This is a genomic window from Klebsiella sp. C349492 (genome assembly GCF_042055345.1).
Taxonomy (GTDB): domain Bacteria; phylum Pseudomonadota; class Gammaproteobacteria; order Enterobacterales; family Enterobacteriaceae; genus Klebsiella; species Klebsiella scottii.
In genome coordinates this window covers 247,321-261,573 of record NZ_JANQCE010000004.1, presented here as the reverse complement: position 1 = coordinate 261,573, position 14,253 = coordinate 247,321, and the positions used below count along the sequence as shown (strand labels likewise).

At 57.1% G+C, this 14,253-nt stretch carries 11 protein-coding genes, 1 tRNA gene and 2 other RNA genes; 5 read left to right on the top strand and 9 right to left on the bottom strand.

Annotation, left to right across the window (positions count from 1 at the left end; all coding sequences use genetic code 11):
* Positions 1 to 8: 8 nt before the first annotated feature.
* The 8 genes from dppB to NWP14_RS16550 all read right to left on the bottom strand — a co-directional run bounded on the left by dppB (position 9) and on the right by NWP14_RS16550 (position 7,982).
* On the bottom strand, positions 9 to 1,028 hold the full coding sequence (gene dppB, locus NWP14_RS16585) for a dipeptide ABC transporter permease DppB (RefSeq protein ID WP_041143140.1): 1,020 nt from the start codon (positions 1,026 to 1,028) through the stop codon (positions 9 to 11).
* A gap of 106 nt (positions 1,029 to 1,134) precedes the next feature.
* Positions 1,135 to 2,742 carry a dipeptide ABC transporter periplasmic-binding protein DppA gene (dppA, locus tag NWP14_RS16580; RefSeq protein WP_095102790.1) on the bottom strand — a complete coding sequence of 536 codons (1,608 nt, stop codon included), beginning with the start codon at positions 2,740 to 2,742 and terminating at the stop codon, positions 1,135 to 1,137.
* Between the two features lie 626 nt (positions 2,743 to 3,368).
* Positions 3,369 to 3,473, bottom strand: a non-coding RNA gene (locus NWP14_RS16575) — RtT sRNA.
* A gap of 49 nt (positions 3,474 to 3,522) precedes the next feature.
* Positions 3,523 to 3,655, bottom strand: a non-coding RNA gene (locus NWP14_RS16570) — RtT sRNA.
* Between the two features lie 33 nt (positions 3,656 to 3,688).
* A tRNA-Pro gene (locus NWP14_RS16565) sits at positions 3,689 to 3,765 on the bottom strand.
* A 90-nt stretch (positions 3,766 to 3,855) separates the two neighbouring features.
* Positions 3,856 to 5,547: a kdo(2)-lipid A phosphoethanolamine 7''-transferase gene (gene eptB / locus NWP14_RS16560; RefSeq protein WP_331835097.1), complete on the bottom strand. Its 1,692-nt coding sequence runs from the start codon at positions 5,545 to 5,547 to the stop codon at positions 3,856 to 3,858.
* 230 nt (positions 5,548 to 5,777) lie between these two features.
* The gene (locus NWP14_RS16555; RefSeq protein ID WP_375215681.1) at positions 5,778 to 6,980 is read right to left on the bottom strand and encodes an MFS transporter; all 1,203 of its coding nucleotides are present in this window, start codon (positions 6,978 to 6,980) and stop codon (positions 5,778 to 5,780) included.
* 354 nt (positions 6,981 to 7,334) lie between these two features.
* Positions 7,335 to 7,982, bottom strand: a complete 648-nt coding sequence (locus tag NWP14_RS16550) for an autotransporter outer membrane beta-barrel domain-containing protein (RefSeq protein ID WP_331835095.1) — start codon at positions 7,980 to 7,982, stop codon at positions 7,335 to 7,337.
* Between the two features lie 158 nt (positions 7,983 to 8,140).
* On the opposite strand from NWP14_RS16550, the gene tag reads away from it, so the two are divergent.
* Together tag and NWP14_RS16540 are read left to right on the top strand one after the other, a co-directional pair.
* Positions 8,141 to 8,722, top strand: a complete 582-nt coding sequence (tag, locus tag NWP14_RS16545) for a DNA-3-methyladenine glycosylase I (protein ID WP_095102783.1) — start codon at positions 8,141 to 8,143, stop codon at positions 8,720 to 8,722.
* A complete protein-coding gene (locus NWP14_RS16540; RefSeq protein ID WP_095102782.1) occupies positions 8,700 to 9,146 on the top strand; it encodes an N-acetyltransferase in 447 nt (148 codons plus the stop codon). Before tag ends, NWP14_RS16540 begins: the two co-directional genes overlap by 23 nt.
* On the opposite strand, the gene NWP14_RS16535 is transcribed toward NWP14_RS16540, so the two are convergent.
* On the bottom strand, positions 9,109 to 11,439 hold the full coding sequence (locus NWP14_RS16535; RefSeq protein WP_331835093.1) for a molybdopterin guanine dinucleotide-containing S/N-oxide reductase: 2,331 nt from the start codon (positions 11,437 to 11,439) through the stop codon (positions 9,109 to 9,111). The genes NWP14_RS16540 and NWP14_RS16535 overlap by 38 nt on opposite strands.
* Positions 11,440 to 11,606: 167 nt before the next feature.
* On the opposite strand from NWP14_RS16535, the gene NWP14_RS16530 reads away from it, so the two are divergent.
* From NWP14_RS16530 to NWP14_RS16520, 3 genes are all read left to right on the top strand, one after another.
* Complete coding sequence (locus tag NWP14_RS16530; RefSeq protein WP_095102778.1) at positions 11,607 to 12,269, top strand: OmpA family lipoprotein; 663 nt, start codon at positions 11,607 to 11,609, stop codon at positions 12,267 to 12,269.
* Positions 12,270 to 12,373: 104 nt separating this feature from the next.
* Entirely contained in the window at positions 12,374 to 13,390 is a 1,017-nt protein-coding gene (locus NWP14_RS16525) for a LacI family DNA-binding transcriptional regulator (protein WP_095102776.1), read from the top strand.
* 110 nt (positions 13,391 to 13,500) lie between these two features.
* Positions 13,501 to 14,250: a sugar phosphate isomerase/epimerase family protein gene (locus NWP14_RS16520; protein ID WP_375215680.1), complete on the top strand. Its 750-nt coding sequence runs from the start codon at positions 13,501 to 13,503 to the stop codon at positions 14,248 to 14,250.
* Positions 14,251 to 14,253 lie beyond the last annotated feature (3 nt).

The window sequence follows — 14,253 nt, the reverse complement described above, 5'->3', positions numbered from 1 at the left end:
ATGGCCCCTTACTTCCTATGCCGAATACGCGGGTTCACCACGCCGTACAGCAGATCGACCAGCAGGTTGACGAGGATAATCATCGTCGCTACCAGCAGAACGCCGCCCTGCACTACCGGATAATCGCGGCGCTGCAGCGCGTCGATAAGCCAGCGCCCCAGGCCGGGCCAGGAGAAGATGGTTTCGGTCAGAATAGCGCCCGCCAGCAGCGTGCCCACCTGCAGACCGATGACCGTGACGACCGGCAGCATCGCGTTACGCAGGGCGTGGACCACAATGACGCGCATCCGGGTCAACCCTTTGGCGCGTGCGGTGCGGATATAGTCCTCGCCCAGCACTTCCAGCATCGACGAACGGGTCATACGCACTATCACCGCCAGCGGAATGGTGCCCAGCACCACGGCGGGCAGGATCATATGCATCACGGCGTCGATAAAGTCGCCCGGCTCGCCCCAGATAGCGGTGTCGATCAGCATAAAGCCGGTCAGCGGCAGGGTATCGTCAAGGAATACGGTATCGCTGATACGCCCGGAGACCGGCGTCAGGTTAAGCTGCACCGAGACCAGCATAATCAGCATCATGCCCCACCAGAAGATAGGCATGGAGTAGCCGGTCAGCGCGAGGCCTACGGAGGTGTGATCGAAGATAGAACCGCGCTTTACCGCAGCCAGTACGCCAACCGGAATACCGACGACGACGGCGAAAATCATCGCGCAGACGCCCAGCTCCATCGTGGCCTTAAAGCGCGGTACAAATTCTTCCCATACCGGAATACGGCTTTTCAGCGAGATGCCTAAATCGCCGTGCAGCACGCCCCAGATGTAGTGGACATACTGCTGCCACATCGGCTTATCGAGGCCCATTTCGGCCAGCAGCTGAGCGTGACGTTCAGGGGAAATACCACGTTCGCCCGCCATAATCATCACCGGGTCACCGGGGATCATATGCACAAAGGCAAAGGTGAGAAGGGTAATACCGATAAATGTCGGGATGACAAGTCCCAAACGTCGGAGGATGAACTGCAACATAACCCGGATTCTCTATAGTGACGTTCTGCCTGGTGACAGGGCGTCTGCATTGCTCACAAATGTCAATTCCCTCTCCCGGTGAAGGGAGAGGGGGACCACACTGTTTTTATTCGATTGAGACGTTTTCGAAGTGGTGTTTACCTAACGGATCGACCACATAGCCTTTGACTTCTTTACGCACCGGCTCAAACACGGTGGAGTGGGCAATAATCAGCGCCGGAGCCTGATCGTGCATCACCACCTGGGCCTGTTTGTACAGTTCAATACGCTTGTTATGGTCGTCGGTTGCGCGAGCCGGCTGAATCAGATCTTCAAACGGCTTGTAGCACCAGCGGGAGTAGTTGGAGCCATCTTTCGCCGCTGCGCAGCTGAACAGGGTGGCGAAGAAGTTATCCGGGTCCCCGTTATCACCGGTCCAGCCCATCATAACGGTCTGATGCTCGCCCGCTTTCGCGCGCTTGAGGTATTCGCCCCACTCATAGGTCACGATCTTGGCCTGGACGCCAACTTTAGCCCAGTCAGCCTGAATCATCTCGGCCATACGGCGCGCGTTCGGGTTGTACGGACGCTGTACCGGCATTGCCCACAGATCGATAGAGAAACCTTTTTCCATGCCGGCTTCTTTCAGCAGCGCTTTCGCTTTTTCCGGATCGTAGCTGTAGTCTTTAACGTCGTCGTTATAGCCCCACATGGTCGGCGGAATCAGGTTTTTCGCCGACTGGCCTGCGCCCTGGTAAACGGCTTTAATGATCGCTTCTTTGTTGACCGCATAGGTCAGCGCCTGGCGAACTTTCACATTATCCAGCGGTTTCTTCTCGGTGTTGAACGAGAGGTAGCCGACGTTCAGGCCCGGCTGCTCCAGCAGGGTAATGCTTTTATCTTCTTTCATGCGCGCGATGTCTGCCGGATTCGGGTACGGCATGATCTGGCACTCATTTTTCTGCAGTTTCGCGTAGCGCACGGAAGCATCAGGCGTGATAGAGAAGACCAGACGGTCGATCTTCGGCTTGGTGCCCCAGTAGCCCGGGAACGCTTTGTAGAGGATGCGCGAATCTTTCTGGTACTGCAGCAGCTGGAACGGGCCGGTACCGATCGGGTTCAGGTCCACTTTTTCCGGCGAGCCGGCTTTCAGCATGTTGTCAGCATACTCTTTTGACAGAATAGAGGCGAAGTCCATCGCCAGGTCGGCGAGGAACGGAGATTCAGGACGGGTCAGCACGAACTGGACGGTATTGTCGTCCACTTTCTTCACTTCGCTAATCAGGTCCGGCAGGCCCATACCTTCGAAGTATTCATAGCTGCCGCCAGACACTTTATGGTACGGGTTTTGCGCGTTTTTCTGACGATCGAACGAGAACACCACGTCGTCGGCATTGAAGTCACGGGTCGGTTTAAAGTCTTTATTGTCCTGCCACTTCACGCCCTTACGCAGGTGGAAGGTATAGGTTTTACCGTCCTCGCTCACGTCCCATTTTTCAGCCAGGCCAGGAATAACTTCCGTGGTCCCGGTTTTGAATTCAACCAGGCGGTTATAGATTGGCACTGAGCTGGCGTCATAGGTGGTACCAGAGGTGAATAGCTGTGGGTTAAAGCCTTCCGGCGAACCTTCAGAACAGTAAACCAGGGTCTTAGCTTGTACGCTTGCGGCAACGGTCAGAGCGACCAGGCTCAGGCCAAGCTTCAGCATCCCTGACTTTTTCAAGGAAATACTCATTATTCTGCTCCAGATGTGATGTTGTTTGCATATTTCCGCCAGACCTTTATTTATTTTTTACCCGGTCTGGTCGGTTGTGCCCGAGGGCGCTGAGAGAGATGGGGATTCCTTTCACAAAAACGACTGAGTTGCAGTGCGGATTCTCCATGAAATGCCCCTCATGCCCTACAATCTGTCAACAGAATGGGGAAACGTCAATACAGCCAACCTGGTTTTACATCCGGGGTGAGAATCAGCAGGCAAAGATTAAAAAAACTCCATGAGGCTATTTTCAGCAGAGAAATTTATGCTACCGGCCATGAGCCAGCATAAACGCCTTAATACCTTTCAACATGTAGTGATAAGCAATTCTGGCAAATGGCCAAAATTTATTACTATGTGACCAATATGTGAGCGATTAATAGCGCGAACGTTAAAACGCACAGCGGAAAATGCTGCAGTTATCCATAAGCTTCGCGAAAAAAGATCGGTTCATATATAAAAAAATACAATGGAAGATGTCACAAAACGATAAACAGGCGGGTAGAAATGGGGATCAGCGCCTTTTTAACGAGTCGGCTGGGATAACGCACCCGCCGCGGCCTCAGTAACGTCCCCGGCATCGTTGCGCTCGGCCGGGCTACCTAGAGGATGACTTCGCCACTGCGTGGCTCGCCCTGCGGGCCGTTGCTGAAGCAACGTTCTCTCGCTGCGCTCGGGTCGAACCTCTGCCCCCGGAGGTTCTCACCCTCGTCGGCCGCAGGCGTAAAAAAGCCCGCTCAGAGAGCGGGCTTTTAAATTTGGTCGGTGATAGAGGATGACTTCGCCACTGCGTGGCTCGCCCTGCGGGCCGTTGCTGAAGCAACGTTCTCTCGCTGCGCTCGGGTCGAACCTCTGCCCCCGGAGGTTCTCATCCTCGTCGGCCGCAGACGTAAAAAAGCCCGCTCAGAGAGCGGGCTTTTAAATTTGGTCGGTGATAGAGGATTCGAACCTCCGACCCCTTCGTCCCGAACGAAGTGCGCTACCAGGCTGCGCCAATCACCGAATGCGGGCGCATCTTACTGCTGAGACCCACACCCGTCAATGCCTTATTATGAAAAAATCACTCAAGCGGCGAGAAACTCATCACTCTCGTTATTCCTTCGCCGCTTTGCCCGCATCGGGAACGCGGCACCAGTTGTTGTTCTCGTTAATCCCGCCGTCCGGCGAGGTATAGCCGAGACAGCCCATAATGGTATCGTACAGCTCAACGTGACGACGCGGGACCTTCATCGCCGCCTGCTGCTTGAGTCGGGCAAAGGAGGCTGCGTGGTCAGGCGCTTCCAGATACTTATCCGACATCCACACCATCATCGGCACGCGGAACTGCTCCGGCGGCGCCATCTTGCGCGGCGTCCCGTGCAGGTGTTCGTGCTCGTTGATCGACTCACCATGATCGGAGGCATAGAAGACAATCGCTTTCTTATCCCGCAGCTGATCCAGCACGCTAACAATAAAGTGATCGACATAGGTCACGCTGTTGTCGTAGGAGTTAATCAGCTCTGCCTTCGAACATTTGCTGTCCACGCCCACGCATTCCGGCTTCCACTGGGCGAAGCTGCGCGGGTAGCGCTGCGTATAGTTGAAGTGTGACCCCTTGGTATGCAGGATAATCAGGTGCTTGCCGCGGGTATTCTTCAGCATCGAGCGCTTCACCTCATCGATAAGCAGCATGTCATCGACGCTCTTACCGCGGTTACGCGGCTCGGCGCCAATCTGCTCGCGATAGGCAATCGTGTTCGCCATCGTATTGCTGTAGAACCACATTTCGCTCTGCATGGCGTAGAGATCGCCGGTAAAGCCCAGCTGGTGCAGAACGGAAAACACGTTTTGCTCTTTCAGCGTTCGCTGGGGGTTATCTTCCGCCCCGCCCTCGCGGACGAACATGCAGCGCAGGGATAGCTTGGTCGCGGTATCGCAGGAGTAGCCGCGGAAGGCCACGAGATTTTTCTCCTCGGCCAGCTTCGGCGTGGTGTTGCGGCTATATCCCAGAATCCCCATGTGATCCCAACGGGTCGTCTCGCCGATGATAAACACCACGTAGGTGTCATCCAGCCCCTGCGGCGCAACGTAGGTGAATTTCTTCACCGGGTTGATCAGGGAGCCGTTATCGGAAGATTCATCGACCTGCGCCCAGGCGTACAGCCCCAGCGCGGAGAGCCAGTTCGAGGGCAGGTAGGAGTTAGCAATCACCCCGCCGTAGCTCGGCATATCCACTTCCGAATTCCGCTCCACGTTCTTCTGGCGGACCTCCAGCAGACGAATGGGTCCCCAGACCATCAGCCCCGCCAGCAGGACAATAGCAATATTCTTCACCCGCTGACCCGGCGTGCGGATCTGCCGCAGCAGGGTATCGCGGCAGCGGTTATTCCAGATAAACAGCAGCGGCGGCGCGCTAACCAGCACCAGCCAAAGAATCAAATGCCAGCCGATGACTTCCTGGGAAAGATCGATATCGGTGGTCATCACCGAGGCGATAATACCGTAGCCAATGACCACGTTGAGGAAAGTCATGTAGTAGCTGGCAGCCGCGGAGAACAGCACCACCAGAGTGGCTAATATTCGCCATAACCGCCGTCCCGTCAGCGACAGAATCCGCAGCAGGAAGAAGGTCACCAGCACGGTTGCAACCAGTTCCACAAGCCCGGAAAGTCCTTTCCAGAAGGTAAATTCCTGAGCATAACCGTCGAAGCGACGGATAAAAACGGCAACGTTCATAAACCAGCCGATGTACAGCGCCAGCCATATACTGAGCGTCTGCTGCGTCATCGTTCTAATATATTTCATGCAAGAAAACCTGGAAAAAGATGAGATAAAGCCCCCTCACTTACGCGATATAAGCAAGCAGGTTAATAGAGTGCGTCAAGGTTGGTTATGAGAAACCTCTACAAAGCGCGGTAAGTAGACCACAGAGGAAGGGAAAAGTATCAGGAGGGAATGTGATCCGACCAAATATTTACAAAATATCTGGTCGGATTGGCATTATTCGCTTAGTGAATTGATGGTCTGTCGCGCGGTCAGGCGTGTGCCGCGCTATAAACTTCGCTTTTTGGCTGGCGAATGGTCGTGGAAAGCGCCAGAGAAAGAATCAGCAGCGCGAAGATAACGCAGAAGGTGACGTAGAACCCCCCGAACAGTGAGGCAATCAGCGACCCGCAGATGCTGCCGATACCGAAGCCCAGATAAATCACCCCGTAGTTTTTCGCCAGGTTGTTCAGGCCGAAGAATTCACTGATCAGGGACGGAAACACGGTGATCGTACCGCCGAAGTTAAAGGCGACGCAGGCAATCGCGGCAAAGAAAGTCGTGGCATTGAGCGGGGCAAACAGCAGTGCCGCCATACCGACCAGCGAAACGACCTGACCAATAGTAATCACGCGGATACGGGAAATTTTATCCGACAGGATACCCAGCACCAGGCGTCCGCTCAGGTTGGCGATAGAAATAATGGTTACCGCATTTGCCGCCGTCGCCACGTCCAGGTGCACCATCCCTTGCGCAATATCCTTCGCCACGCCGATAACGTACAGGCCGCTCATGCAGGCGGTCAGGAACATCACCGCGAGCATCCAGTACTGCGGTTTACGCATCGACTGCGCCAGCGTGAAGTCATTCTCCACCACCCCATTACTGGTGCTGGCGGCATGGTTCGGCGCATCTTTCATCAGCGTTGCGCCAAAAACAATCATCACCAGCACAATCGCGCCCCAGATAATAAAGGTTTTCTCCAGACCAACGGTCGCCAGCAGATGGCTATCAATAAATTTAAACCCGAGGCTGCCGAGGCCATAGGAGCCAATGGAGAAGGCGGAAATCAGCCCTTTACGCTCAGGGAACCACTTCACGCAGTTGGACAGCGTCAGCAGATAGCCCGCGCCGTCAGCCAGACCGACCAGCAGACCGGCGCTCAGCCACAGCATCATCAGGCTATTGGCGTGGGCGGTGAGGAAAAAGCCGAGCCCGAGCAGTACGCCGGATGCCATCGTCACGCGTTTTACGCCAAAGCGTTCCTGCAATTTACCGGCGACGGAGGAGGATAACGCCAGACCAAGACTCAGCAGGCCGAAGGAGAAAGCCACCTGGCTTACCGGCTCATCCAGCTTTGCGGAAAGAGAACTATTGAACAAACTCCATGTATAAATCGATCCCAGCGCGAATTGTGTCACGATCGTGCCGAACAGCGTGAGCCAGCGGGTATATTGAGTATTGGTAGCGTTCATAGCGGATGTCCTGAAGTATTAACTGCCGCCACAATAGCGAAGTCCCCTGAAGCCCAGGGGAGAAAAGGCATGAAATGCCGTCAGCAGGGAATGAAATGCATGAATGCCGGAATGAATGACATTGAGAAACGGGCGCGCGCTCGATAGCAGGAAATAAGTTAGTACCTGCTATCTCACGAAGACGCGCCAGTTCTGTGATCGTGAAGTTAAATAGTCGTATTAAGCATGCTACATATGGGCGACATAATTCACATTACAGAAGCAAAATACCCACAGCGAGGCTGAACGCCCCGCCCGACGATCTTAGGCCAGCAGCGTGCGCGCAGATGGCCGCAAGCCGGTCGGAGAAACGGCTTAAAAATTGGCGCTGACCCCCATCAGGTACTGATAGTTTGCCCCGGTTGGCAGGTTATCCGCCTGCGAGAGCGCCGCCCAGGCCGCAAGGTGTGAATTGAGCGACATATCCGCTCCGAAGGTCACATCCCGCCAGCCGCCGTCCTGGGTACGGGTTGGCCAGGGCAGCTCTGAAGAAAGCGCCTGGTTGTAGCTCACCTGCGCCCAGGGGTGAATGCCCCACAGCTGCTGGTAATCCACGCGCCAGCCGAGCGTATTCACGTAGCTACTTTCCGTCGCGCGGCGAACGGGAGGCGGAAGCAGCAGATCGCTGCGTAAACTTGCCACTGGCCCTGAAGTCACGCCGTTGGCTAAGGTAAAGTTCCAGCCCACGCTCATACCGTGGCCGGTATCCGGCGGCGCTACCGCCTGGTTGAGGGCGAATCCGGAAGCGTCGCCGGTCGATGAATTGATGCGCTCAGCCAGAATGTCCTCATAGCGCGGTTGGTGATCGCTATCCCACGTATAGCGTTCGGGTGTATTACTTTTTGTATCGATAGCGATATATTCCTGTTGCCAGGCATTCGCCCCGCAGACGCACGATACCCATACGGATACGCATGCCGGGAGGAAGTATCCCCGCAAGCCATTGCATTTCTTTATTATCATTAAAGCGACTCCATAAAGAGCCAAACCGGAAGTATTGCTGTGTTTTTTATGGGATCTGATACCCCTGTATTTGGGAGTGGTATCCCTGTATTAACTATTATCTTTATCTTTCAGCCGTCAAGGTGAAAGGGTAAGTTTTATTGCTAAGGGAGAAAGACATGCAGCGTTGCGGATGGGTTAGCCAGGACCCTCTCTATATCCAGTATCACGATACCGAATGGGGCGTAGAGCAAAGAGACGCCCGGAAGCTGTTCGAAATGATCTGCCTTGAGGGCCAGCAGGCCGGGCTTTCATGGATTACGGTGCTAAAAAAACGTGAGAACTATCGCCGGGCGTTTCATCAGTTCGACCCGGTTCGCGTCGCCGCGATGGACGAGGCCGACGTTGAGCGCCTGGTGCTGGACGCCGGTATTATTCGCCATCGCGGTAAAATTCAGGCCATTATCGGCAACGCGCGGGCTTTTCTTGCGATGGAAGAAAAAGGCGACTCCTTCGCTGATTTCGTCTGGTCCTTTGTCGATAATCATCCGCAGATATCGCACGCCGCTACGCTGGCGGAAATCCCAACGACGACCCCCGCCTCCGATGCGCTGTCGAAAGCGCTGAAAAAACTCGGCTTCAAGTTTGTCGGTTCGACCATCTGTTACTCCTTTATGCAGGCCTGTGGGCTGGTGAACGATCACGTCACGGGCTGCTTCTGTTACCCCGGAGGTGCGGATGATCCGCAAGTGGGACGCTAAAGAGGTCCGCCCGCTGCTCGCGCTATGGCTGAAAAGCACGATTCATGCGCATCCGTTTATCAAAGAGGAGTACTGGCATGAAAGCATCGCGGTCGTACGCGACGTTTACCTTCCCGCCGCCAGTACCTGGGTATGGGAGGAAGGCGGTGAGATAAAAGGCTTTATCAGCGTTCTGGAATCACGCTTTCTCGGCGCGCTTTTCGTTGCGCCGGAGGCCATCCGCCGGGGGATCGGCAGCGCGCTGGTGAACGAGGTCAAACGGCACTATGCCTGGCTAAGCCTCGAGGTGTACCAAAAAAACGTACAGGCGGTGAATTTCTACCATGCGCAGGGCTTCCGGATAGAAGACTGCGCATGGCAGGACGATACCCTGCAGCCGACGTGGATTATGCGTTGGCCGGTGGATCAAACGCCGTTAACGTAAGCGCCGGGCCAGCGTATTTTTCCAGCCACGCCAGCGCCGTGTTTCCGGCGCAGCCGTTACCGAGACGCGAGGTCGGAATATCTTTGGTCAAAACGTTCACCGCGCCATTTTTACAGATCCCCGCCTGCGGGTCGATATCAGGCCAGGCCCCCTCATGCAGGCAGATAACCCCGGGCCGGATCCCTTCCGTTACCACCGCTCCGGCCAGAACCTGACCGCGCGAATTCCATACCCGAACCAGATCGCCGTCGGCAATCTGCCGCGCCTCGGCATCCAGCGGATGAATGGTTAACGGCTCGCGGCCGGCAACCGCGTACTGCTCCCGCAGCGTCGTGTGATTCAGCTGGCTGTGCAGGCGATGGGCCGGATGGGCGGAAAGCACCTGCAGCTGGCCCGGCTGCGCGTTGCCGTGCCATTCGTCCGGCGCCAGCCACATCGGGTGCGGCGGGCAGTCGGGATAGGCAAAACCGGCAATCGTCGGCGAGTGGATCTCAATTTTTCCGCTCGCCGTTTTCAGCGGATTAGCCTGCGGATCGGCGCGGAAAGCGGCAAAGCGAGCGAAACGGGCGTTGTCGGGGTTTTCCGGCATCTCAATGAGCTGATTATCCTGCCAGAACTGTTCGAACGACGGCAGCGTAATCTGCTGGCTCGCTCCGCGCTGAGCCGCAATGCGGTAGAAGCTTTCCAGCCACTGGATGTCGCTTTTACCCTCGGTAAAACGGGCGCGGCCTCCCTCTTCCCAGCGCTCGCTAAGATCGGCAAACACCTCAAAGTCATCCCGGGCCTCGTCGCGCGGAGCAACCACGCGTTTCATCGGCACCAGGTGCTGGTTGCTGTAATCGCCGGTCATGGTCATATCGTTGCGTTCAAATGAGGTCGTTGCCGGCAGGACGATATCGGCATGGCGGGCCGCGGCGGTCCAGAAGCACTCCGAAATGACGATAAGCTCCGGCTTCTGCCAGGCGCGGATCAGCCGGTTGGTATCCTGATGATGGGTAAAATTGGCGCCGCCCGCCCACCAGATAAAGCGAATATCCGGGAAGCATCGGTCCATGCCGTTATGCTGATACGCCGCGCCCGGGTTTTCCAGCGCTTCGACAATGCGCGCCACCGGAATTTTTTCTACCGCCTCAATACCGTCCGCCACGCAGCCCTGCATCGAGGCCAGCACCGCCGCCCGGCGGGTCGGGTTGCCGCCGTTGGCGAAGTGGTAGGAGAGGCCAAAACCGCCGCCGGGGGTGCCAATCTGCCCCAGCATCGCGGCCAGAGTGACCAGCATCCAGTGCTTCTGCTCGCCGAACTGCTGACGCTGCATGCCCCAGCCGGACATCAGCATGGTGGTATTTTCGTGGAAAATTTTCGCCAGTTCGCGGATTTTATCCGCACTTACGCCGCAAATCTCCGCAGCCCACTCGGCGGTCTTCGCCACGCCGTCGCTCTCGCCGGTCAGGTAGCGGGAGAAGATCTCATAGCCGCTGGTATAGCGCGCCAGAAACGCATCGTCCTGCCAGCCGTTTTCAACCAGGGTACAGGCGATACCCAGCATCATCGCCACGTCCGTTCCCATATGCGGGGCCACCCAGTCGATATCCTGCCCAAAGAAATCAACGGTTTCCGATCGCATAGGATCGATGCAGATCACCCGCTTGCCGCTCTTGCGCAGCCGATCGAACCATGTCATTCCCTGCTCATCGGAGGCGTTCCAGGCAATTTTTAGCGTATTCAGCGGATTAGCGCTCCACAGCACCACCACCTCGCTATGTTCCAGCACCATTGGCCAGCTGGTTTGCTGCTGATAAACCTCATTTCCGCCCACCACGTACGGCATGATCGCCTGCGCCGCGCCGGTGGAGTAATCCCCGAGGTGGCCGGTATAGCCGCCGGCCAGGCTCATATAGCGCTGCAGCAGCGTCGCCGCTTTATGCAGTACGCCGTTTGAACGCCAGCCGTAGGAACCGGCAAAGATGGACGTCGGGCCGTAGCTTTCCCGGATCCGCCGATGCTGAGCATGAATAAGATCCAGCGCCTGCTCCCAGCTCACCCGGACAAACTCATCCTGCCCGCGTACGCCCTGCGGGCTATCCGGCGAGGCCAGAAAACCTTTACGCACCATCGGATAACGCACGCGGGTCTTGCTATGAACCTGGTCCCGCACGGCGGTTTGCAAAGAGTTGGCGAAGGGGGTTTCCAGCGCGCCGCGGGAAGAGAAGACATTTTCACCATCGGTTTCAACCAGCATCGGTCCCCAATGGGCCGCGGTGAGGATGGTTTCAGTTGCAGATGAGGTTGGCAAAGCGAGCTCCTGGTCAGCGAATGCAGGTGTGGTGACGGCCTGTTATTCGGCCGTTCAAGGTTACTTACAAATAGAGACGTTATCCGGGGAATTTTCTCCACATCCGGGCGTCATAATCAACCGTCACGCGCGCTGTGACAAAGAATAAAATGGATTAAGGAAATAATATGAAAAAACGCGTACTGATGATTGCGGCTTTGGTTAGCGGCACCCTGGCCATTTCTGGCTGTACGACCAACCCCTATACCGGCGAACGTGAAGCAGGAAAATCCGGCGTCGGCGCCGGTATCGGCTCCCTGGTCGGCGCGGGCATTGGCGCGCTCTCCTCTTCCAAACACGACCGAGGCAAAGGGGCGCTGATCGGCGCGGCGGCGGGCGCGGCGCTTGGCGGCGGCATCGGCTACTACATGGACGTACAGGAAGCAAAACTGCGCGAGAAAATGCAGGGAACCGGGGTCAGCGTGACGCGCAATGGCGATAACATCGTGCTGAATATGCCCAATAACGTCACCTTTGACAGCAGCAGCGCCAATCTCAAACCGGCAGGAGCCAATACGCTCTCCGGGGTCGCGATGGTGCTGAAAGAGTATGAAAAGACGGCGGTTAACGTTGTCGGCTATACCGACAGCACCGGCGGCCAGGACCTGAACATGCGTCTTTCGCAGCAGCGCGCGGATAGCGTTGCCAGCGCCCTTATCACCCAGGGCGTCGCGGCAAACCGTATCCGCACCAGCGGAATGGGCCCGGCCAATCCGATTGCCAGCAACGGCACTGCGGAAGGCAAAGCGCAGAACCGCCGCGTGGAAATTACCCTCAGTCCGCTGCAGTAACCCCGCCATCCTCCGCCCGGTAAGAGGCGCTTACCGGGCAAAATGCTTGATATAGCGAATTTTCGCGCTAAGGTGTTCTCCAGATTTCAGCAAAGGAAGCCATCATGGCGAAAGCGGCGCGAGCAACCATTAGCGATGTGGCAAAAGCCGCAAAGACCGGTAAAACCAGCATTTCACGCTACCTCAACGGCGAAAAGCATCTGCTTTCCGATGACCTGCTGGCGCGCATTGAAAAGGCGATTGCCGAACTTAACTATCGCCCCAGCCTGATGGCCCGCGGCCTAAAGCACGGCCGTACCCGGCTGATTGGCCTGATCATCGCCGATATTACCAATCCCTACTCGGTTAACGTGCTTAGCGGCATCGAGGCCGCCTGCCGCGAGAAAGGCTTCACCCTGCTGGTATGTAATACCAACAACGAGCTGGATCAGGAGCTGCACTATCTCGACCTGCTGCGCAGCTATCAGGTTGAGGGGATTGTGGTCAACGCCGTCGGGATGCGGGAAGAGGGGCTCAATCGCCTGCAGCAGTCGGCGCTGCCGATGGTGCTGATCGACCGAAAAATTCCGGATTTTGCCTGCGACGTGGTCGGACTGGATAACGCCCAGGCCGCCACCACCGCCACCGAACACCTGGTGGAAAAAGGCTTCGAGGCGCTGCTGTTTCTGAGCGAACCATTAGGCTCCGTCAACACGCGACGCGAGCGGCTGAGCGCCTTTCGCACCACCATCCAGCGCCACGCCGGGATCGTCGCGGAAAATGCCGAAGTCCCGCTCAACGACGGCGCGATGCTGGACAGCGTGCTGCGCCAGTTTCACTCCGGCCATCGCGGAATGCGCAAAGCGGTTATCTCCGCCAACGGCGCTCTGACGCTGCAGGTCGCGCGATCGCTGAAGCGAGTTGACCTGATTTGGGGGAGCGATATCGGCCTGCTCGGGTTTGATGAGCTGGAGTGGGCGGAGCTCGCGGGAGTCGGGATTACCACCCTCAAGCAGCCGACGTGGCAAATAGGCTACGCCGCCGTTGAACAGGTGGTGCGCCGCATCGAAGGCAGCCATGAGCCGATCTGTGAGCGGGTATTTTCCGGGGAGCTGATCGTCCGCGGATCGACCTCCCGTTAGCTCTCCTTCGTGATGGTGATCATAAATTAGACATCCTCCCCTTTTCTTTGGAACCGGTACCATCTAGCGTAATAGAGAGATTCGCTACAGAACCACCGGGAGTTTGTCAGATGGCCAGAAAAATCATTGTCGTGACCGCCGCTTATGGCAACGATCGCGTTAGAGAGCTTGGCGGGCAGTCCGCCGTACTGCCGTTCATTGCCGGTTCCGGCGCCGACGGCGTGGAGATCCGCCGCGAGCTATTCAGCCCCGGCGAGCTGAGCCGGCTGCCCGCGCTCGCCGCGGAGATAGAAAGCCACAATCTGCTGGTCTGCTACTCCGCGCCGCAGGCCCTGTTTGCCGCCGACGGCTCGCTTAACCCGAACCTCGCGGCGCTGCTGCAGGAAGCGCAAACCCTCAACGCCTTATGGTTAAAACTCTCGCTCGGCCACTTCATCCATAACAACCAGCTGGAGACCCTGCGCCGCACGCTGCAGGAGAGCGGTATGGCGCTGGTGGTGGAAAATGACCAGACCGATTGCGGGCAGCTGGCGCCGATGCAGCGGTTTAAAGCCACCTGCCGGGTCAATAACCTGCCGGTGACGCTGACGTTTGATATGGGCAACTGGCTGTGGGTCGGCGATTCGCCGGAAGAGGCCGCCCGCCATCTTGCGCCCGCCGTCAGCTATATTCACGTTAAGGCGGCCCAGCCGCATCGCGAGCAGTACCGCGCCGTTCCTCCCGATGAGGCCGCTCCGCGCTGGATGGCGCTGCTTGATAACCTGCCCGCCGATGCCCCACGCGGAATCGAATTTCCGCTGCTCGGCCATGACCTGACGGCCGTTACCCGCCGCTATGTCAATCTTTTACGCGAGGATTAAGCC